This is a genomic window from Pseudomonas sp. PDM16 (assembly GCF_014851865.1).
Classification (GTDB): Bacteria; Pseudomonadota; Gammaproteobacteria; order Pseudomonadales; family Pseudomonadaceae; genus Aquipseudomonas.
Genome location: NZ_JACVAM010000001.1, coordinates 1,037,831 through 1,056,761, shown reverse-complemented (window position 1 = coordinate 1,056,761; position 18,931 = coordinate 1,037,831). Strand labels below are relative to the sequence as shown.

21 protein-coding genes and 1 tRNA gene are annotated in these 18,931 nt (G+C 63.5%); 9 read left to right on the top strand and 13 right to left on the bottom strand.

The features are described 5' to 3' along the window. Window positions 1-189: 189 nt before the first annotated feature. Window positions 190-732 carry a hypothetical protein gene (locus IB234_RS04950; RefSeq protein ID WP_192314761.1) on the bottom strand — a complete coding sequence of 181 codons (543 nt, stop codon included), beginning with the start codon at window positions 730-732 and terminating at the stop codon, window positions 190-192. 92 nt (window positions 733-824) lie between these two features. On the opposite strand from IB234_RS04950, the gene trmL reads away from it, so the two are divergent. Next, window positions 825-1,286 (top strand): tRNA (uridine(34)/cytosine(34)/5-carboxymethylaminomethyluridine(34)-2'-O)-methyltransferase TrmL, encoded by a 462-nt coding sequence (trmL, locus tag IB234_RS04945; protein ID WP_192314758.1) that lies wholly within the window; start codon window positions 825-827, stop codon window positions 1,284-1,286. 46 nt (window positions 1,287-1,332) lie between these two features. Here trmL and secB read toward each other — a convergent pair whose 3' ends face one another. Genes secB through IB234_RS04930 form a run of 3 tightly spaced genes read right to left on the bottom strand, consistent with a single transcriptional unit; the run spans window position 1,333 to window position 2,515 of the window. Further along, window positions 1,333-1,809, bottom strand: coding sequence for a protein-export chaperone SecB (secB, locus tag IB234_RS04940; protein WP_192314755.1), 477 nt, complete (start codon window positions 1,807-1,809; stop codon window positions 1,333-1,335). Window positions 1,810-1,845: 36 nt separating this feature from the next. Further along, a complete protein-coding gene (grxC, locus tag IB234_RS04935) occupies window positions 1,846-2,100 on the bottom strand; it encodes a glutaredoxin 3 (protein ID WP_192314752.1) in 255 nt (84 codons plus the stop codon). Window position 2,101: 1 nt separating this feature from the next. Then, window positions 2,102-2,515, bottom strand: a complete 414-nt coding sequence (locus IB234_RS04930) for a rhodanese-like domain-containing protein (protein ID WP_192314749.1) — start codon at window positions 2,513-2,515, stop codon at window positions 2,102-2,104. 139 nt (window positions 2,516-2,654) lie between these two features. On the opposite strand from IB234_RS04930, the gene gpmI reads away from it, so the two are divergent. From gpmI to IB234_RS04915, 3 genes are all read left to right on the top strand, one after another. Further along, window positions 2,655-4,190 (top strand): 2,3-bisphosphoglycerate-independent phosphoglycerate mutase, encoded by a 1,536-nt coding sequence (gene gpmI / locus IB234_RS04925; RefSeq protein WP_192314746.1) that lies wholly within the window; start codon window positions 2,655-2,657, stop codon window positions 4,188-4,190. A 250-nt stretch (window positions 4,191-4,440) separates the two neighbouring features. Further along, window positions 4,441-5,685 (top strand): murein hydrolase activator EnvC family protein, encoded by a 1,245-nt coding sequence (locus IB234_RS04920; RefSeq protein WP_192314744.1) that lies wholly within the window; start codon window positions 4,441-4,443, stop codon window positions 5,683-5,685. A gap of 41 nt (window positions 5,686-5,726) precedes the next feature. Next, window positions 5,727-7,034, top strand: coding sequence for a S41 family peptidase (locus IB234_RS04915; protein WP_192314741.1), 1,308 nt, complete (start codon window positions 5,727-5,729; stop codon window positions 7,032-7,034). Between the two features lie 282 nt (window positions 7,035-7,316). Here the strand turns inward: IB234_RS04915 and IB234_RS04910 are convergent, their stop codons facing one another. The 8 genes from IB234_RS04910 to hisB form a co-directional block, all read right to left on the bottom strand. Further along, window positions 7,317-8,075, bottom strand: a complete 759-nt coding sequence (locus IB234_RS04910) for a substrate-binding periplasmic protein (protein WP_412547902.1) — start codon at window positions 8,073-8,075, stop codon at window positions 7,317-7,319. A 169-nt stretch (window positions 8,076-8,244) separates the two neighbouring features. After that, window positions 8,245-9,000, bottom strand: coding sequence for a substrate-binding periplasmic protein (locus IB234_RS04905; RefSeq protein ID WP_192314736.1), 756 nt, complete (start codon window positions 8,998-9,000; stop codon window positions 8,245-8,247). 257 nt (window positions 9,001-9,257) lie between these two features. Beyond that, the gene (locus tag IB234_RS04900) at window positions 9,258-9,992 is read right to left on the bottom strand and encodes a substrate-binding periplasmic protein (protein WP_192314734.1); all 735 of its coding nucleotides are present in this window, start codon (window positions 9,990-9,992) and stop codon (window positions 9,258-9,260) included. 101 nt (window positions 9,993-10,093) lie between these two features. After that, window positions 10,094-10,852, bottom strand: coding sequence for an imidazole glycerol phosphate synthase subunit HisF (gene hisF, locus IB234_RS04895; protein ID WP_192314732.1), 759 nt, complete (start codon window positions 10,850-10,852; stop codon window positions 10,094-10,096). Window positions 10,853-10,863: 11 nt separating this feature from the next. Then, window positions 10,864-11,601, bottom strand: a complete 738-nt coding sequence (hisA, locus tag IB234_RS04890; protein ID WP_192314730.1) for a 1-(5-phosphoribosyl)-5-[(5-phosphoribosylamino)methylideneamino]imidazole-4-carboxamide isomerase — start codon at window positions 11,599-11,601, stop codon at window positions 10,864-10,866. Window positions 11,602-11,638: 37 nt separating this feature from the next. Further along, window positions 11,639-11,896, bottom strand: a complete 258-nt coding sequence (locus IB234_RS04885; RefSeq protein ID WP_061902555.1) for a DUF2164 domain-containing protein — start codon at window positions 11,894-11,896, stop codon at window positions 11,639-11,641. Continuing rightward, the gene (gene hisH, locus IB234_RS04880) at window positions 11,897-12,535 is read right to left on the bottom strand and encodes an imidazole glycerol phosphate synthase subunit HisH (protein WP_192314728.1); all 639 of its coding nucleotides are present in this window, start codon (window positions 12,533-12,535) and stop codon (window positions 11,897-11,899) included. Continuing rightward, window positions 12,536-13,129 (bottom strand): imidazoleglycerol-phosphate dehydratase HisB, encoded by a 594-nt coding sequence (hisB, locus tag IB234_RS04875; RefSeq protein WP_192314726.1) that lies wholly within the window; start codon window positions 13,127-13,129, stop codon window positions 12,536-12,538. A 148-nt stretch (window positions 13,130-13,277) separates the two neighbouring features. On the opposite strand from hisB, the gene IB234_RS04870 reads away from it, so the two are divergent. Continuing rightward, entirely contained in the window at window positions 13,278-13,676 is a 399-nt protein-coding gene (locus IB234_RS04870; protein WP_192314724.1) for an acetyl-CoA sensor PanZ family protein, read from the top strand. On the opposite strand, the gene IB234_RS04865 is transcribed toward IB234_RS04870, so the two are convergent. Next, window positions 13,673-14,890, bottom strand: coding sequence for a sterol desaturase family protein (locus IB234_RS04865; protein ID WP_192314721.1), 1,218 nt, complete (start codon window positions 14,888-14,890; stop codon window positions 13,673-13,675). The genes IB234_RS04870 and IB234_RS04865 overlap by 4 nt on opposite strands. A gap of 250 nt (window positions 14,891-15,140) precedes the next feature. Between IB234_RS04865 and IB234_RS04860 the strand changes: the two genes are divergently transcribed. From IB234_RS04860 to IB234_RS04845, 4 genes are all read left to right on the top strand, one after another. After that, entirely contained in the window at window positions 15,141-17,363 is a 2,223-nt protein-coding gene (locus IB234_RS04860) for an AsmA family protein (RefSeq protein WP_192314718.1), read from the top strand. After that, on the top strand, window positions 17,360-18,427 hold the full coding sequence (gene mutY / locus IB234_RS04855; RefSeq protein ID WP_192314715.1) for an A/G-specific adenine glycosylase: 1,068 nt from the start codon (window positions 17,360-17,362) through the stop codon (window positions 18,425-18,427). Before IB234_RS04860 ends, mutY begins: the two co-directional genes overlap by 4 nt. Then, window positions 18,424-18,696, top strand: a complete 273-nt coding sequence (locus IB234_RS04850) for an oxidative damage protection protein (RefSeq protein WP_192314712.1) — start codon at window positions 18,424-18,426, stop codon at window positions 18,694-18,696. Before mutY ends, IB234_RS04850 begins: the two co-directional genes overlap by 4 nt. Before the next feature lie 123 nt (window positions 18,697-18,819). Beyond that, window positions 18,820-18,895: transfer RNA gene (locus IB234_RS04845), tRNA-Phe, on the top strand. Window positions 18,896-18,931: the final 36 nt, after the last annotated feature.

The window sequence follows — 18,931 nt, the reverse complement described above, 5'->3', positions numbered from 1 at the left end:
TTTTACACGCCTTTAGCATGACAAATGACTCCGCAATGCGATCATTCGGCCGCTCCATGCCCTCCTCGGCTAAAAGCCGCCGCCCCCGAGAAATGACCCCAACCAGTGCAGAGCGCCCAAAACCGATGCACCACGACAGGCTGGTCCGAGCTACCCCTTAGCTATCACACCAGCTGAGAGCACCGTGGGTCAGCGCGGCAGGACCTGCGCCTCAACCTCCAAGGCCCACTGATCGGAGCTCGGGTTCGCCCTCGCTTTCACCTGCAGATCCTCGCCCAACCCTACCAGCAACACCTGAACATCCGACCCTCGCGGCTCGATACGCCAGGACAGCGCCCCGCCTGGCCCCGAAACCCGCCCACTTTCAGCGGCGCCGGCCAGCCGAACACCCGCCAACTGAAGGCTCACCGCGCCATGCGACTCGACACGCCGGTACACCACCGGGCTGTCAGCCGTCAGCCGGAGCCGCAGCACACCGTCGCGAGCGTCGGCCGCGATGCTCACAATGCCGGCTTCAGATTTGGGCGGCACACCGCCCCAGGGAATCTGGCCATTGACCACTCGCCCGATCATCACGCCGATAAGCGTGGCCGTCAGCATCACGGACAAGTACCAGAATGAAGCCCGACGCAGGCGCTCGATGCGCTCAATGCGGGCGATACGTGCGTCCGCCTGCGCCTGCGAGTCCTCCCCCGGCTTCCGCTCTTCAGAATTTCGGGGAAACCAGGCCAAGACTGCTCCTAAGCAGGGAAAGGACCATCAGCCCACTGACTGATAGTGGCAGCACTGTAGAATGAGGGCTCAGGTATCAGCGAGCCCATTCCATGTTTCATGTCGTACTCTTCCAGCCGGAAATCCCGCCAAACACCGGCAACATCATCCGCCTGTGCGCCAATACCGGCTGCCACCTGCACCTGATCGAGCCATTGGGATTCGAACTGGACGACAAGCGCCTGCGCAGGGCCGGCCTGGATTATCACGAGTACGCGACACTGAAGCGCCATTCGTCGCTGACCGACTGTATCACGGATGTCGGACCTGATCGGGTGCTGGCCTTTACCACCAAGGCCAGTCACAGCTACGCACAGATGAGTTACCGTCCTGGCGATATGCTGCTATTCGGCCCCGAAAGCCGGGGACTGCCGGCCGATGTGCTGGGGCAGATTCCAGCCGAGCAGCGCCTGCGCATGCCCATGCGGCCCCAATGCCGCAGTCTCAATCTTTCCAACGCGGTGGCCGTGGTCGTCTACGAAGGCTGGCGCCAGTTGGATTTCGCCGGAGCCTGAAACGAAAAGGCCGCCTTACGGCGGCCTTCGGCGCAAAACGTGAGAGTCACGCCTCGGCGGCTGCCTGCTGCTGGCGCTGCAGTTCTTGCGCGTACAGGGCGTCGAAGTTCACCGGAGAAAGCATCAGCGCCGGGAACGAGCCACGGATTACCAGGCTGTCCAGCGTTTCACGGGCATACGGGAACAGGATGTTCGGGCAGAAGGCACCGAGGGTGTGGCTCATGGAAGCCGCATCCAGCCCCTGGATCAGGAAGATACCGGCCTGCTGAACTTCCGCGATGAACGCGATTTCCTCACCGGTTTTCACGGTGACCGACAGGGTCAGCACCACCTCGCAGAAGTTGCCATCCAGCTGGCGCTGCCTGGTATTCAGGTCCAGCGTAATGCTAGGGGCCCATTCCTGACGGAAGATTTCCGGGCTCTTCGGCGCTTCGAAGGACAGGTCCTTCACGTAGATGCGCTGCAGGGAGAATTGTGGGCCTTCTTGCTCGGCGGCAGCGCCGTTGTTCGCTTGTTCAGTCATGGCAGTTCTTCTGTACTAGGGGTTTCTGAAAGGAATTCACTGGCCGAGGAGCACGTCGAGCTTGCCGGCACGCTCCAGGGCAAAGAGGTCATCGCAGCCACCAACATGGGTGGCGCCGATCCAGATCTGCGGCACCGAAGTGCGGCCAGCCTTGCGGGTCATCTCGGCGCGCACATCGGGCTTGCCGTCCACACGAACTTCCCGGAAGGCCACACCTTTGCCATTCAACAGCTGCTTGGCGCGAATGCAGTAGGGGCACCAGTCGCTTGAATAGACGACCACCTCAGCCATGTCACTTGACCACAGGCAGGTTGTCACCACGCCAGCTGGCGATGCCACCGGCCAGCTTGGCCGCGGTGTAACCGGCCTTCTTCAGGTCACGAGCGACACCACCGGCATGCTGGCCCATGGCGTCGACCACGATGATGGTCTTGGCCTTGTGCTTCTCCAGCTCGACGATGCGGCTGGCAACCTTGTCGAACGGAATATTCAGGGCGTCGACGATATGGCCACTGGAGAAATCCTTGCTATTGCGGATATCCAGCACCACCGCCTCGTCGCGATTGACCAGCGCGGTCAGCTCGCGGCTGGACAGGCTCTGCCCGCCCTTGCGCAGCTCGGTGACCAACAGCAGCACCGCCAGCACGACGAAGCAGCCGGCCAATGCATAGTGGTTAGTGGCAAATTCAATCAGTTGGGCCAACATCGGGAGGTTCCAAAGCCTTAAAATGGCGGCCAGTATACACAGCACGCCCATCGGGCCAAGCCCCGCCCAGCGGTGACTCAGCGGGCTTGCGCCGGTAGAATGCCCGACCTTTTTGATCACCCACAGCGAGCCAGTCTTCATGAGCGCCACGCCCAAACCCCTGGTCCTGATCATCCTCGACGGCTTCGGCCACAGCGACAGCCCCGAGTACAACGCCATCTACGCGGCCCAGACTCCGGTCTACGACCGCCTGCGTGCGACCTATCCGCACGGCCTGATCTCCGGCAGCGGAATGGACGTAGGCCTGCCGGACGGGCAGATGGGCAACTCCGAGGTCGGCCACATGAACCTCGGCGCCGGCCGCGTGGTGTACCAGGACTTCACCCGGGTGACCAAGGCGATTCGCGATGGCGAGTTCTTTGAGAACGCCGAGATCACCCGCGCAGTGGACAAGGCCGCAGGTGCCGGCAAAGCCGTGCACATTCTTGGCCTGCTCTCCGACGGCGGAGTACACAGCCACCAGGATCACCTCGTGGCCATGGCCGAACTGGCCGCCCAGCGTGGCGCCGAGAAAATTTATCTGCACGCCTTCCTCGACGGCCGCGACACCCCACCGAAGAGCGCCCAGCCGTCCATCGAACTGCTCGACGCCACCTTCGCCAAGCTCGGCAAGGGCCGCATCGCCAGCCTCACCGGCCGCTACTTCGCCATGGACCGCGACAACCGCTGGGACCGTGTCGAGCAGGCCTATAATCTGATCGTCGACGGCAAGAGCGAATTCAACGCCGCCAACGCCGTGGAAGGCCTGGCTGCCGCCTACGAGCGCGGCGAGAGCGACGAATTCGTCAAGGCCACCACCATCGGCGAGCCGGTAAAAGTCGAAGACGGCGACGCCGTGGTGTTCATGAACTTCCGCGCCGACCGGGCACGCGAGCTGACCCGCAGCTTCGTCGAGGCCGACTTCAAGGAGTTCGAGCGCAAGCGCGTGCCGCAACTGGCCGGCTTCGTCATGCTCACCCAGTACGCGGCGAGCATCCCGGCGCCCAGCGCCTACAAGCCGGAACCGCTGACCAACGTGCTCGGCGAGTACCTGGCCAACAACGGCAAGAGCCAGCTGCGCATCGCCGAGACCGAGAAGTACGCCCACGTCACCTTCTTCTTCTCCGGCGGCCGTGAAGAACCCTTCGCCGGCGAAGAACGCATCCTGATCCCGTCGCCGAACGTCGCCACCTACGACCTCAAGCCGGAGATGAGCGCGCCGGAAGTCACCGACAGGATCGTCGACGCCATCGAGAACCAGCGCTTCGACGTGATCATCGTCAACTACGCCAACGGCGACATGGTCGGCCACACCGGCGTGTTCGCCGCTGCCGTGGCCGCCGTCGAGACCCTGGACAGCTGCGTCGGCCGCATCGTCGAGGCGCTGGACAAGGTCGGCGGCGAAGCGCTGATCACCGCCGACCACGGCAACGTCGAGCAAATGGAGGACGAGTGCACCGGCCAGGCGCACACCGCCCACACCTGTGAGCCGGTGCCGTTCATCTATGTCGGCAAGCGCCCGGCGACCATCCGCGCCGGTGGCGTACTGGCCGATGTGGCACCGACCCTGCTGACCCTGATGGGCATGCCGGTACCGGCTGAGATGACTGGCAAGACCATCGTCGAACTGCAATAAGAGCCCGCCCGCGACCTGCTGCGCGTCGGAAAAACTGCGCTGGAAGCGGCTTCGGGATGCTCATTTACCATTCGTAAACTGCGCTTCCTCAGCCACTTTCGCCTTGTTTTTCTCTAGCTCGCGAGATCGCGAACAGGCTCTTAAGCGAAGCAATCCGCGAAACGCTCGCCGGCTGCCGCCGGCGGGCGTTTTTTTTGCGCTGCGCCACGGGCATACTAGGCCCTCCCCCGCTCCAGGTGCCGCATCGCCCATGTTTCGCGCCCTCGCCTTCGTTCTCCTGTCCTGCCTTGCCATCCCGGCCTTCGCCGATGAAAAGGCGGAAGCCCAGAAGCAGCTGGATGCTGCCCGCGCCGACGTGGCCGAGCTGAAGAAGCTGCTGGAGAAGCTGCAGCAGGAAAAATCCGGCGTGCAGAAAGAACTGCAGCGCACCGAGAAGGAAATGGGCGGCCTGGAGAAACAGGTCAAGGGCCTGGAAGGCGACCTGAAGAAGAGCGAGGAGGAGCTCAAGCGCCTCGACCAGGAGAAAAAAAAACTCCAGCAATCGCGCCTTGAACAGCAGCGCCTGATCGCTCTGCAGGCTCGCGCCGCCTACCAGAGTGGCCAGCAGGAACCGCTGCGCCTACTGCTCAACCAGCAACAGCCAGAACAGTTCTCGCGCACCCTCACTTACTACGACTACCTCGGCAAGGCACGCCTGGAACAGCTCAGCGCCTTCAACGAAACCCTGCGCCAATTGGCCAACGTGGAAACCGACATCGCCAGCCAGCAGGCACAGTTGCTCGAACAGAAAGGCACGCTGGACAACCGCCGCAAAGAGCTCGCCGCCGCGCGCAAGGAGCGTCAGGCAGCACTGGCCAAGCTAAACAAGGATTACGGCGCAGGCGACCGGAAGCTCAAGGCAAGAGAACAGGAACAGATCGAGCTCGCTCGTGTTCTCAAGACAATCGAGGAAACCCTGGCCCGCCAGGCCCGCGAAGCTGAGGAAGCAAAACGTCTGGCCGCTCTGGAATCCCAGCAGGCCCGCAACCCCAACAGCAGAACGCTGCCGCCAGGCCCTGCGGTCTCGAGCGATGGCGCCAGCTTCGGCGGCCCCTTCGCCAAGGCCAAGGGCAAGCTGCCGTGGCCGGTCAATGGCCGGCTGGTGGCACGCTTTGGCTCCACCCGCGATGGCGATTCCCGGGCCAAATGGGACGGCGTGCTGATCGGCGCCTCCGCTGGCAGCCAGGTGCATGCGGTACATGGCGGACGCGTGGTGTTCGCCGACTGGTTGCGCGGCGCCGGGCTTCTGGTCATCCTCGACCACGGTAACGGCTACCTGAGCCTGTATGGTCACAATCAGAGCCTGTTGAAGGACGCTGGCGACATCGTCAAGGCCGGTGAAGCCATCGCCACGGTCGGTACCAGCGGTGGCCAGGATACCCCGGCGCTGTACTTCGCCATCCGCCAGCAGGGTCGCCCAAGCGACCCTGCACAATGGTGCCGCGCACAGGGATGACAGCCCGACGCTGTCAGCGCCTCATTACATTGGGAGTTCACATGCAGCAGTTCCGTCGTCTCACCCCCATCGCCCTGGCCCTTGGCGTGCTGCTCGGCAGCCCTGTCAGCCTGGCCGCCGACGTCGTCGAGGCGCCAGCCGCCACCGAGGGCAAGGCGCCGCTGCCACTGGACGAGCTGCGCACCTTCGCCGAGGTGATGGACCGCATCAAGGCCGCCTACGTCGAGCCGGTGGACGACAAGACCCTGCTGGAGAATGCCATCAAGGGCATGCTCAGCAACCTCGACCCGCACTCCGCCTATCTGGAGCCGGAAGCCTTCGCCGAGCTGCAGGAAAGCACCAGCGGCGAGTTCGGCGGCCTCGGCATCGAGGTTGGCACCGAAGACGGCTTCATCAAGGTGGTCTCGCCGATCGACGATACTCCCGCCTCCAAGGCCGGCATTCAGCCGGGCGACCTGATCGTCAAGATCGATGGCCAGCCAACCAAGGGCCTGTCGCTGATGGAGGCGGTGGACAAGATGCGCGGCAAAGCCGGCAGCAAGATCAACCTGACCCTGGTGCGCGAGGGCGGCCGACCGTTCGATGTCGAGCTGACTCGCGCAGTGATCAAAGTTCGCAGCGTGAAGAGCCAGATGCTGGAGAATGGCTACGGCCTGATCCGTATCTCCCAGTTCCAAGTCAACACCGGCGAGGAAGTCGGTAAGGCCCTGGCCAAGCTGCGCAAGGACAACGGCAAAAAGATGCGCGGTCTGATTCTGGATCTGCGCAACAACCCAGGCGGCGTGCTACAGGCCGCGGTCGAAGTTTCCGATCACTTCCTCAAGAAGGGTCTGATCGTCTACACCGAGGGCCGCATCGCCAACTCCGAGCTGCGCTTCAACGCCGACCCGGCCGACGCCAGCGAGGGCGTGCCACTGGTGGTATTGATCAATGGTGGCAGCGCCTCGGCCTCGGAGATCGTCGCCGGCGCCCTGCAGGACCATAAGCGCGGCGTGCTGATGGGCACGGACAGCTTCGGCAAAGGCTCGGTGCAGACCGTGCTGCCATTGAACAACGACCGTGCCCTCAAGCTCACCACCGCCCTGTACTTCACTCCCAACGGCCGCTCCATTCAGGCTCAAGGCATCGTGCCGGATATCGAGGTAGCCCGCGCCAAGCTGACCCGCGAGGAAGGCGGCGAACTGATCAAGGAGGCCGATCTGGCTGGCCACCTGGGTAACGGCAACGGTGGTGAGGACAAGCCCAGTGGCAAGAAGGTCAAGAGCGCCCCACGCCCACAAGACGACGACTATCAGCTGAGCCAGGCGCTCAATCTGCTGAAAGGCCTGAGTGTCACCCGCGGCGACTGATCGCCCGCCGACGATCTCTTGATCGTCGGTCATGCCGCGTTGCAACGCACTAACTAGCAGCCGGAGACTGGTCAACCAGTCTCCGGCTGCTCATTTACCGCATGTAAACTGCGCGCCCTGGTCTGAGTTATTCGCTACTGCTCACCCTTTTTGGCCAGCCTGCTGCTGTTGCTCCAGCTGGCCGTTGCGCCTCGCATGGCTCTAGCGCAAAGCTCGCAAGCAGCCTCTAGGGCAAACCGTAAAAAAACCGGGCAAGCCCGGTTTTTTTGATGCAGACCCAACTTACTGCACGTAACTCTGGAAGATCTGGTCAACCTTGCCACTCGCACGCAGGTCATCCAGAGCCTTCTGCAAACGCTCGACCACCTCATCAGGGGTATCCGGGTTCAGCGCGAGGAACAGTTCGGCGCTGTCGAAACGCAGCACGGTCTTCAGGCCGGTGACGCCTTCCTGCTTGGCCAGATAGCGGCCAGCGGGGTCGCCAGTGGCCCACAGGTCAATCTTGCCTTCCTGCAATTTATGCGCGTTTTCCTGATCGCGAAGTGAGCTGATCGGCTCCAGCCCCTGCTTGACCAGATGCTCCTCGATGGCGTCGCCCTTGTAGGCGCCAACCCGATAGGACTTGGCCTGCTCCAGGCTGATCAGGTTGATGGTGCTATCGGCACGAGCCAGCATCACCCAGTCATCCGGACCGATGGGGCCGACCCACTTGAACAGCTTCTCGCGCTCCGGCAGCTTGGCCATTACGAAAGCACCGTTGTTCGGCGTCTCCAGGGCCATCTTGTAGACTCGCGCCCAGGGAAAACGCAGGGTCATGGTGTACGAAATACCGGCTGCCTTGAAGGTTTCACGCACCACGTCCACAGCAATACCGGTGAGGTTCTCCTCACGGGCGAAGTTCTTGCCGTTAGTAGCCATGTTGTATGGCGGGAAGTTCTCGGTTTGCAGCACCACCTTGTAGTCGGCAGGCAGTTCGGCTCGCGCCAGGGTGGAAAACAGCAGGCCAATGCCTAGCAACACCATGGTCAGTCGCTTCAACAACATATCCGTTTCCTTGACAGTCGGGAGAGGCGGGAGGGCATGCCCTCCGGTACCCGCTCAAGGCAGCTAACCGGCCTCGGGGCGGCAAAAGGTTAGCACGAACCAGAAGACAGTGGCGGTGTGCCGCCACTGCTCGGTTTCGGGGCCCGAATAGCGCCCCGCGAGGGCTTTATAGATAGTTGTTGGTGATCTCGTCGACGAAACCTTCGCCGCGCAACTCATCCAGGGCCTTCTGCAGACGCTCGACCACCTCGTCTGGCGTCTCCTTGTTCAGCGCCAGGAACAGCTCGGCACTGTTGAAGCGCAGTACCACCTGCAGGCCGCTGGCGCCTTCTTGCTTGGCCAGGTAGCGGCCGACTGGATCGGTGGTGGCCCACAGGTCGATCTTGCCACTCATCAACTTGGCCACGTTCTCCTGGTCACGCAGGGAGTTCAGCGGCTTTAGCCCCTTGCTCTCCAGATGCTGGCTCACTGCATCGTTCTTGTAGGCGCCGATGTTGTATTTGCGCGCCTCTTCCAGGCTGTTGACCTTGATGGTGCTACCCGGTGCGGCGAGCAGCACCCATTCGCTCTTGGCCAGCGGACCAACCCACTTGAACAGCGGCTTGCGCTCTTCGGTGAAGGTAGTGGAGAACAGCCCATAGTTGGCCTTGTCCAGCGTCAGACGGTAGATGCGGTCCCAGGGAAAGCGCAGGCTCAGGTTATAGCCAATGCCTGCACGCTTGAACATTTCGCGCACGATGTCGGCGCTGATGCCGTCGATGCTGTCGTCGCGAGCGAAGTTCTTGTCATCGATGGCCATGTTGAACGGCGGGAAGTTCTCCGTCAGCAGGATCATCTTGTAGTCTTCGGAGACTTCGGCTCGCGCGCTGCCGGCCAAGACCAGCAGGCCGAAAAACAGCGCCTTGTGCAGATACTTCAACATTGCAGTACAGCTCCAGAATTGTGGTTGTTTGGGCGACTTCTCTGCAAATGGCCGCCCCTCGAGCCTTGCGCTCGGGGCGGTCTCCGACCGGCACGCAGACCGGCGCAGTGGGAAGCGGGCATAGTGCCACGCCATCGGCCAACTACGTTGAACTGCGTCACGCCGGCCAGCGCGGACAGGTCGCTCGCCGTGCAGATCACGCAAGAAGCGAACCATATCCAGCGGTTTGGCGCCTACTCGAGTGTAGGCGACGTTTCTCAGTACTTCTGCGCGATGGCCTGTAATTGGCCTTCACTGCGCAGCTGCTCCAAGGCGGTGCGTAGCTTGTCCACGGTGGCATCGGATGTCTGCTTGTTAAGCGCCAGGTATAGATCGCCACGACCGAAGGTCAACACCACACGGAAGTCCTTGTAGCCCTGCTGGCGGGCCAGATACTGGCCCGCGATCGACGAGGTCACCCATAGATCTATCTGACCCTCGGCCAGACGTACTGGGTTTTCCTTGTCGTATAACGACTGCTGCACATCGAGACCGGACTCGACCACCTTGTCGGTCGGCGCATCTCCTTTGTAACCACCCAGTCGGTACGGCTTGGCCTGATCCAGACTGTTCAGCTGGATCGGCGAATCGGCACGGGCGAGCAGCACCCAATCCTCGCTGGCGATGGGGCCGATCCATTTGAACAGGCCCTCACGCTCGACCGTGCGGGCAACCGAGAACAGGCCGTAGCCAGCCTCGCTCAGAGCCTGGGTGTAGACCCGTTCCCAAGGGAAACGCAGGATCTGCTGGCACTCGATGCCGGCACGCTGGCAGATCAGGCGAGTGGTTTCGGCATTGATGCCACTGATGCCGTCGTCACGCGCGAAGTTGCCGCCGCTGACAGCCATGTTGAAGGGTGGAAGGTTTTCGGTGAGCAGCACCAGTGATTCGGCGCGCGCCTGAGTGGTGCCGACCAACAGCAGGAACAGGGCCAGCAGCCTGGGGAGCAGCATAGAGACTCCTTGTCGAACAAAGGGGGTTCGCCGGCGGCGAACTAACCCCGATATTCTAGCCGGCCAGCGCAGCGGCAGTTAGCATCTCGCGCACACCTGGCTCAGCGCACCACGATACCGCGACTGGCCAGATAGGCCTTGGCTTCCGGCACGCTGTACTCGCCGAAGTGAAAGATGCTGGCAGCCAGCACGGCATCGGCCTTGCCTTCGAGGATGCCGGCGGCCAGGTGCTCGAGGTTGCCGACGCCGCCGGAGGCGATCACCGGGATGCTCAGGCTCTCGCTGATGGCGCGGGTCACGCCGAGGTCGTAGCCGCTCTTCACGCCGTCCTGATCCATGCTGGTCAGCAGAATCTCGCCGGCGCCGAGGTCCTCCATCTTCTTGGCCCAGGCCACGGCATCCAGGCCGGTCGGCTTGCGCCCGCCATGGGTGAAGATTTCCCAGCGACCCGGTGCAACCTTCTTGGCGTCGATGGCGACGACAATGCACTGCGAGCCGAAACGCGCGGCGGCTTCGCCGACGAATTCCGGGTTGAACACCGCAGCGGTGTTGATCGATACCTTGTCGGCACCGGCATTGAGCAGGTTGCGGATGTCCTGCACGGTACGCACGCCGCCACCGACGGTGAGCGGGATGAACACCTGGCTGGCCATGCGCTCCACCGTGTGCAGGGTGGTGTCGCGCCCGTCGACGCTGGCGGTGATGTCGAGGAAGGTAATCTCGTCGGCGCCCTGCTCGTCGTAGCGGCGGGCGATCTCCACCGGGTCGCCGGCGTCGCGGATGTTCTCGAACTTGACGCCCTTGACCACGCGGCCGTTGTCCACGTCGAGGCAAGGAATGATGCGTTTCGCCAGCGCCATGTCAGCAGCCCTCAGCCTTTATAGGAGTCGCAGAAGGCCTGGGCCTCGGCGACGTCCAGGGTGCCTTCGTAGATCGCGCGACCGGTGATGGCGCCCATGATGCCCGGCGAACGAGCCAGCAGCAGCTTCTCGATATCGCCGAGGTTGTGGATGCCGCCGGAGGCGATCACCGGGATCTTGCTGGCGGCGGCCAGGGCTGCGGTGGCCTCGACGTTGCAGCCCTGCATCATGCCGTCTTTGGCGATGTCGGTATAAACGATGGCGGACACACCGTCGGCCTCGAAGCGCTTGGCCAGGTCGGTGGCCTGCACGCTGGACACTTCGGCCCAGCCGTCGGTGGCGACGAAGCCGTCTTTGGCGTCCAGGCCGACAATGACCTTGCCCGGGAAGGCCTTGCACGCCTCGGTGACGAACTCCGGTTCTTTAACCGCCTTGGTACCGATGATCACGTAGCTGACGCCGGCGCGCACATAGTGCTCGATGGTTTCCAGGGTACGGATGCCGCCACCGATCTGGATCGGCAGGCTCGGGTAGCGCTTGGCGATGGCGGTAACCACCTCACCGTTGACCGGCTGGCCTTCGAAGGCGCCGTTGAGGTCGACCAGGTGCAGGCGACGGCAGCCGCCCTCGACCCACTTGGCAGCCATGCTCACCGGGTCATCGGAGAACACGGTGGAGTCTTCCATGCGGCCCTGGCGCAGACGTACGCAGGCGCCGTCCTTGAGATCGATAGCGGGGATAATCAGCATCGCGTGAACCTGCTCAAATCGTGAATTCGTAGATGGGTCAGCTCTTCTCGAGCGCCCACAAATCGCTTTCCAGGCTGGCGAAACGCTCGGCCAGCAGGGCCTGCGTATCGGCAATCGCCTTGTTGTAGTAGTGCGGGGCGATCTCGCGGCCGATCAGGTCGAGCACTTCCTGCACCTCGAACGAGCCCAGCTCGAGCTCGAAACGGTCTTCCAGGAAGTTCTTCAGCACCTGCAACGCGGCCTGTTGCTGACCGCCCTCAAGCTCCAGCAGCGCGACCTTCTTGCCCCGGCTCATTTACCGGCGACCATCCCAGCCGACGAAGTTCTGCAGCAACTGCAGGCCATGGGTATGGCTCTTCTCCGGGTGGAACTGCACGGCGAAACGCGAGCCATCGGCCAGCGCCGCAGCGAAATCCTTGCCGTAGTGACCGCCACCAACCACCTGCGCCGGGTTGCCGGCCTCGATGTAGTAGCTGTGCACGAAGTAGAAACGACCGTTGTCCGGAATCTCGTGCCAGAGCGGGTGATCGACCACTTGGGCGACTTCGTTCCAGCCCATGTGCGGCACCTTCAGGTGCTCGCCGTCTTCATGCAGATCCTTGCCGAAGAAGCGCACCTGGCCGGGGAACAGGCCGATGCAGTCGACGCCGCCGTTCTCCTCGCTGCGCTCCAGCAGGGCCTGCATACCGACGCAGATACCGAGGAACGGGCGATCGACACTGACTTCGCGTACCAGCTCATCGAAGCCCAGGCGCTTGATCTCGGCCATGCAGTCGCGGATCGCGCCGACGCCGGGGAACACCACGCGGTCGGCCTCGCGGATCACATTGGCGTCGCTGGTGACGATGACTCGCCCGGCGCCAACGTGCTCCAGAGCCTTGGCCACCGAGTGCAGGTTGCCCATGCCATAGTCGATTACTGCAACTGTCTGCATTTACAGGCAGCCCTTGGTCGACGGCATCTGCCCGGCCATGCGCGGATCCAGCTCGACGGCCATGCGCAGGGCGCGGCCGAAGGCCTTGAATACGGTCTCGATCTGGTGGTGGGTGTTGCTGCCACGCAGGTTGTCGATATGCAGAGACACCAAGGCATGATTGACGAAGCCCTGGAAGAACTCCTGGAACAGGTCCACGTCGAAGCCGCCAACCACCGCGCGGGTGAACGGCACGTGCATCTGCAGGCCGGGACGGCCGGAGAAGTCGATCACCACGCGCGACAGCGCCTCGTCCAGCGGGACATAGGAGTGGCCGTAGCGGGTCATGCCCTTCTTGTCGCCGACGGCCTTAGCGAAGGCCTGGCCGAGGGTGATGCCGACGTCTTCCACGGTGTGGTGGTCGTCGATATGCAGGTCGCCCTTGCAATGGATGTCCAGGTCGATCAGGCCATGACGGGCGATCTGGTCGAGCATGTGCTCGAGGAACGGCACGCCAATATCGAACTTGGCCTTGCCAGTACCATCCAGGTTGATCGAGACCTTGATCTGGGTCTCCAGGGTGTTGCGCTCGACGGACGCCGTACGTTCGGCCATCTCTCCAGCTCCAAGGCTGCTCACGGGAAAAGGCCGCCATTATAGGCGGGCCGTGGCTTTCACGGCTACCGGCGGTGGTCGGAGCCGTGGCTATCGGTGTAATCGACTCGGCCTTACACTGCGCAGCCTGCTCTTGCGAGGAATCACCATGCCCGTTCTGGTCGAAATCGTCAGCCGCCCGTCCACCCAGGACCACACCGACCTGGGCAAGGTCTACGCCGACGCGCCGGATTGGCTGCTTGAGCCCTACGCCAGCGTCGACGCCTTGCTTGCCGATGGCATAGGCCACGGCAAGCTGATCGCCGGGCGCTTCAACGACCGCCTGCTCGGCGCCGCCCTGCTGGTGCGCGGCGAAGACTGCTGGCACCTGTCGCACCTGTGCGTGCGCAAGGTCACCCGCAAGCGCGGCGTGGCCCGGCGCATCCTCGACGAAGCCAAGCGCCTGGCGTCCGAGGCCGGCAAGCCGCTGCGCCTGGCAGCGCCGAAGGATCATCTGGAAAGCCAGGCCCTGGCTGCACGCACCGGCCTGCCGCTGGATAGCCTTTAGGACGTCTGCGCCAGCTGCGGCCTGGCCGCCAACCAGACCAGCCACAGCAGGCTGGCCAGACACAGCCCCACCAGCCCGAGCCCCACGACCAGTTGCTGCGGCGCCAGCCACAGCGCCCAGGCCAGCGCCGCACTCGCCATCACCACTTGGCGCCCCGCCTCCACCTTCCACAAGGCGCGCTTGCCCTCGAACAGCAGACCGAGGCCGACGCAGCCGGCCAGCACCAGCGGCACAAGCAGCAGCGCCTGCCACAGCTCGGCGCGCTTGACCGCCGCCAGGTAGCACAGAGCCATGGCGTTGATCGCCACGAACTGGACGAAGGCATACCACTTCAGACCAGCCGGATAGATGCAGTCGAACTTGTCCGCGCCCATCTTCGGCCAGGGCCGCTCGGCCACATCCGCCGGGCGCCAGCCGGTGGGCATCCACCACAGGCGCAGCTTGTCCCACCAGGAGCGGGTCGCCACGGCGTCGGCCCAGAGCAGGCGCCACCAGGAGAACTGTAGGCGGATCGGGTCGAAGGTGCGCACCGGGGTGGTCACGCCGTAGCGCACCGGCTCGTCCTCGTCGGCATAGGTGCCGAACAGGCGATCCCAGATCAGGAATACGCCACCGTGGTTCCGGTCTATGTAGCGATCGTTCTGGCCATGGTGCACGCGGTGATTGGTCGGCGTGACCATAAACCACTCGAGAATTCCCAGCCGCCCGACATGCTGGCTGTGAATCCAGAACTGGTAGACCAGCTGCGCGCCGAGCAACACCAGGAACAGCGGCAACGGCAGGCCGAGCAGCGCCAGCGGCAGGTAGAAGGGCCAGTCGAAGGCGGTCTGGAAGGCGCCCTTGCTCAGCGCGGTGGAGAGGTTGAAGTCCTCGCTGGAATGGTGCGGCTGATGCGCACCCCACAGCAGGTTGTAGCGATGCAGGCTGCGGTGCGCCCAGTAGAAGCAGAAGTCCACCGCGATGAAGCCGAGCAGCCAGGTCCAAGGCGAGCTCGGGTCGAGCGTCCACAACCGCGCATGCTCGTACAGCCAGGCGTAGGGGATCACCAGCAGCAGGCGCAGCGGGCCCTCCAGCAGCACGCGCAGCACTGCAGTGTTGATGCTGGTGGTGGCGTCGGCCAGGCGATAAGTGTGGCGACCGCTCCAGCGCTCATAGGCAAGCTCCAGCAGCATCAGCAGGATGTACAGCGGCACGGCCATCACGACGATATTCATCAAGACCTATCCTTGTAGTTATGTGAGCAGCCTACCTCTCTGCCGCCCAGATGGATGGGCCGCCGCTGCCAAATCGGCTTTCTCCGCGCGCCACGGGCGGGCGTCTCCGGTATCAGGGGAACCGCTCGTCGACCTGACCATCCAAAGCCCTGCCGAACGCGGCCGGCCCGACGCCAACCTGGCGCTCGCCGCAAGCCCGGCGGCGGTATACTCCCGCCCCTACATGAAGAACCCTCACAAGGACTGGTCCATGAAAGCCTTTGGCAAAATCCTGGGTCTGGTATTTCTCGGACTGCTGCTGATCCTCGTCGGCCTCGGCTTCGCCCTGACCCATCTATTCGATCCCAACGACTACAAGGACGAGATCCAGCAACTGGCCCGCGACAAGGCCAATCTCGAGCTGAAACTCAACGGCGATATCGGCTGGAGCCTGTTCCCCTGGCTCGGCCTGGAGCTGACCGACGCCACCCTGGCTAGTGCCGACACCCCGGAAAAACCCTTCGCCAATCTGCGCCTGCTCGGCCTGTCGGTACGCGTACTGCCGCTGCTGTACAAGGAAGTGCAGATGAGCGACATCCGCGTCGACGGTCTCGATCTGACCCTGCAGCGCGACGAGAAGGGCCGCAGCAACTGGGAAGGCGTCGGCCAGCCCGCCAAACCCGCATCGAGCGAACCTGCGCCGACCGCACCGGCCGAGCCGAACGCAACCACCGCGCAGACCACCGAAGAGAGTGGCAAGCCGGTCAAGCTGGATATCGACAGCCTGACGATCAGCAATTCGCGCGTCGACTATCAGGACGGTCAGAGCGGCAAGCAATTCAGCGCCGAGGGCATCGAGCTGTCCACCGGCGCCATCCGCGAGGGCGCGGACATCCCGGTCAAGCTGCTGGCATTCCTCGGCACCAACCAGCCGGTGCTGCGCGCCAAGACCGAACTTCAAGGTCTGCTGCGCTTCGATCGCGACCTCAAGCGCTACCAGCTACAGGACATCAAGCTGGCCGGTGAGGCCTCTGGCGAGCCGCTCAACGGCAAGACCCTGACCTTCGCCAGTCAGGGCCAGTTGCTGGTCGACCAATCCGCGCAGGTGGCCGAGTGGACCGGAATCAAACTATCCGCCAACCAGCTGCGGGTCCTTGGCGAGCTGAAGCTACGTGACCTGGAGAAAAACCCGCAACTGGAAGGCAATCTCTCGCTGGCCCAGTTCAATCTCCGCGAATTCTTGGAAGGCCTCGGCGTGGCCCTGCCAGCCATGCGCGATACCAGCACCCTGTCCCGTGTCGAAATGTCCAGCCGACTGGCTGGCACCACTAATAGCCTGAGTTTCAACGACCTGAGTCTGAAACTGGACGACAGCGCCTTCACCGGCAGCCTGGCGGTCAGCGACTTCGCCAAGCAGGCAATACGCCTGCAGCTCAAGGGCGACAAGCTTGATGTCGACCGCTACCTGCCTCCGGAGAGCAAGGAGGCCTCGGCCGGCAAGGCACGCCAGAACGAGGTCAAGGAGGCAGTCGCCGCTGCCGGCAGCAGCGGCAGTACCCCTCTGCCAAACGCACCGACCCTACAGGCCTGGAGCAGCGAGCCGGTGCTACCGCTGGAAAGCCTGCGCAAGCTCGATGTGCAAGCGAACATCAGTCTCGGTCAGTTGATCCTGAGCAAACTGCCGATCGAGAGCGCTGCCCTCAAGGCCTCTGCCAAGGGCGGCCTGCTCGACCTGCAGGAACTGCGTGGCGACCTATACGGCGGCGAATTCGCCGCACGCTCGCAACTCGACACACGCCCGGCCGTACCGCTGCTGACCGCCAGCAAACAGCTCAAGCGCATCCCGGTGGAGAAGCTGCTCGAGGCACGCGGCGAGAAGCCCCCAGTGCGTGGCCAGCTGGATCTGAGCGCCGATCTGCGCACCCAGGGCAACAGCCAGAAGGCCTGGATCGACGCCCTCAACGGCACCGCCAGCTTCAGCCTGAGCGATGGCGTGCTGGTCGACGCCAACCTCGAACAGCAGTTGTGCCAGGGCATTGCCACCCTCAACCGCAAATCGCTCTCCGGAGAGCCGCGCAGTATGGACACACCCTTCGAGGAGCTGCAGGGCAACCTGAAGTTCACCAATGGGGTGGCCAGCAACCCGGACCTCAAGGCACGCATCCCCGGTCTGACAGTCAACGGTGACGGCGACCTCGATCTGCGAGTGCTGGGCATGGACTATCGCGTCGGTATCGTTATCGAGGGCGACAAAGGCGCCATGCCGGACCCGGCCTGCCAGGTCAACGAGCGCTATGTCGGCCTGGAGTGGCCGCTGCGCTGCCGCGGTCCGCTGGAGATGGGCGCCAAGGCCTGTCGCCTCGACAAGGACGGCCTAGGCAAGATCGCCACCAAGCTGGCCGGCGACAAGCTCAGCGAGAAGCTGGAAGAGAAGCTCGGCGACAAGGTGACCCCGGAACTCAAGGACGCGCTGAAGGGCCTGTTCAACCGATGAGCCCCGAACAGTTCAATGGTGCAGTGCTGGCCTGGTACGACCTGCACGGCCGCAAGGATCTGCCCTGGCAACAGGGCATCACCCCGTATCGGGTATGGGTCTCCGAGATCATGCTGCAGCAGACCCAGGTCAGCACCGTGCTCGGCTACTTCGATCGATTCATGGAAGCTCTGCCGACCGTACAGGCGCTGGCCGAGGCGCCGGAAGACGAGGTGCTGCACCTGTGGACCGGCCTTGGCTACTACACCCGCGCACGCAACCTGCACAAGGCGGCGAAGACGGTGGTGGAGCAACATGGCGGCGAGTTTCCGCGCTCGGTCGAGCAGCTCGCCGAGCTACCCGGCATCGGCCGCTCCACCGCCGGCGCCATCGCCAGCCTGAGCATGGGTCTGCGGGCACCGATCCTCGACGGCAACGTCAAGCGCGTGCTGGCCCGCTACAAGGCCCAGCACGGCCACCCGGGCGAGCCCAAGATTGCTGATCAGCTCTGGCAACTGGCGGAGCAACTGACCCCGCACCAGCGGGTCAACAACTACACCCAGGCGATGATGGACCTGGGCGCCACCCTCTGTACCCGCAGCAAGCCGAGTTGCTTGCTGTGCCCGGTGCGCGACGGCTGCCGCGCGCACTTGCTGGGTCGCGAGACCGACTTCCCCGAATCCAAGCCACGCAAGGCACTGCCGCAGAAGCGCACACTGATGCCACTGCTGGCTAACCACGAGGGCGCCATCCTGCTCTACCGCCGCCCGTCCGCAGGACTATGGGGCGGCCTGTGGAGCCTGCCGGAGCTGGATGACCTCGATGGTCTCGAGCCGCTGGTCAGCCAACACGCCCTGCGAGTCGGCGAGCGCCATGAGCTGGGCGGACTCACACACACCTTCAGCCATTTCCAGTTGGCCATCGAGCCCTGGCTGATTCGCGTGGACCAGGCTGGCCACGTCATGGCCGAGGGCGACTGGCTCTGGTATAACCTCGCCAGCCCGCCACGCCTGGGCTTGGCCGCCCCGGTGAAGAAGCTCCTCAAGCGAGCAGCGGAAGCACTGAATGCAGGAGAACAGCCATGAGCCGCACCATCCACTGCCGCAAGTACAACGAAGACCTGCCTGGCCTCGACCGCCCACCCTACCCCGGAGCCAAGGGCCAGGACATCTACGACAACGTGTCGAAGAAGGCCTGGGACGAATGGCAGGCACATCAGACCATGCTGATCAACGAGCGCCGACTGAACATGATGAATGCCGAGGACCGCAAGTTCCTCCAGGCCGAGATGGACAAATTCCTCTCCGGCGAGGACTACGCCAAAGCCGACGGCTACGTGCCACCAAGCGCATGATGCGGATGCGGGCCGAAAACGGCCCGCGCCACCCCGAATACTCGTAACAGCCCGTCTGTACTGAAATTTTTTCATTCCCTCGCTTGACACTACCCGTTCAAATCCGTTTAATTGCGCCCCGTTGCCCAGATAGCTCAGTTGGTAGAGCAGGGGATTGAAAATCCCCGTGTCGGCGGTTCGACTCCGTCTCTGGGCACCAAAATATAGAAACCCCTGATTCCGCAAGGTCTCAGGG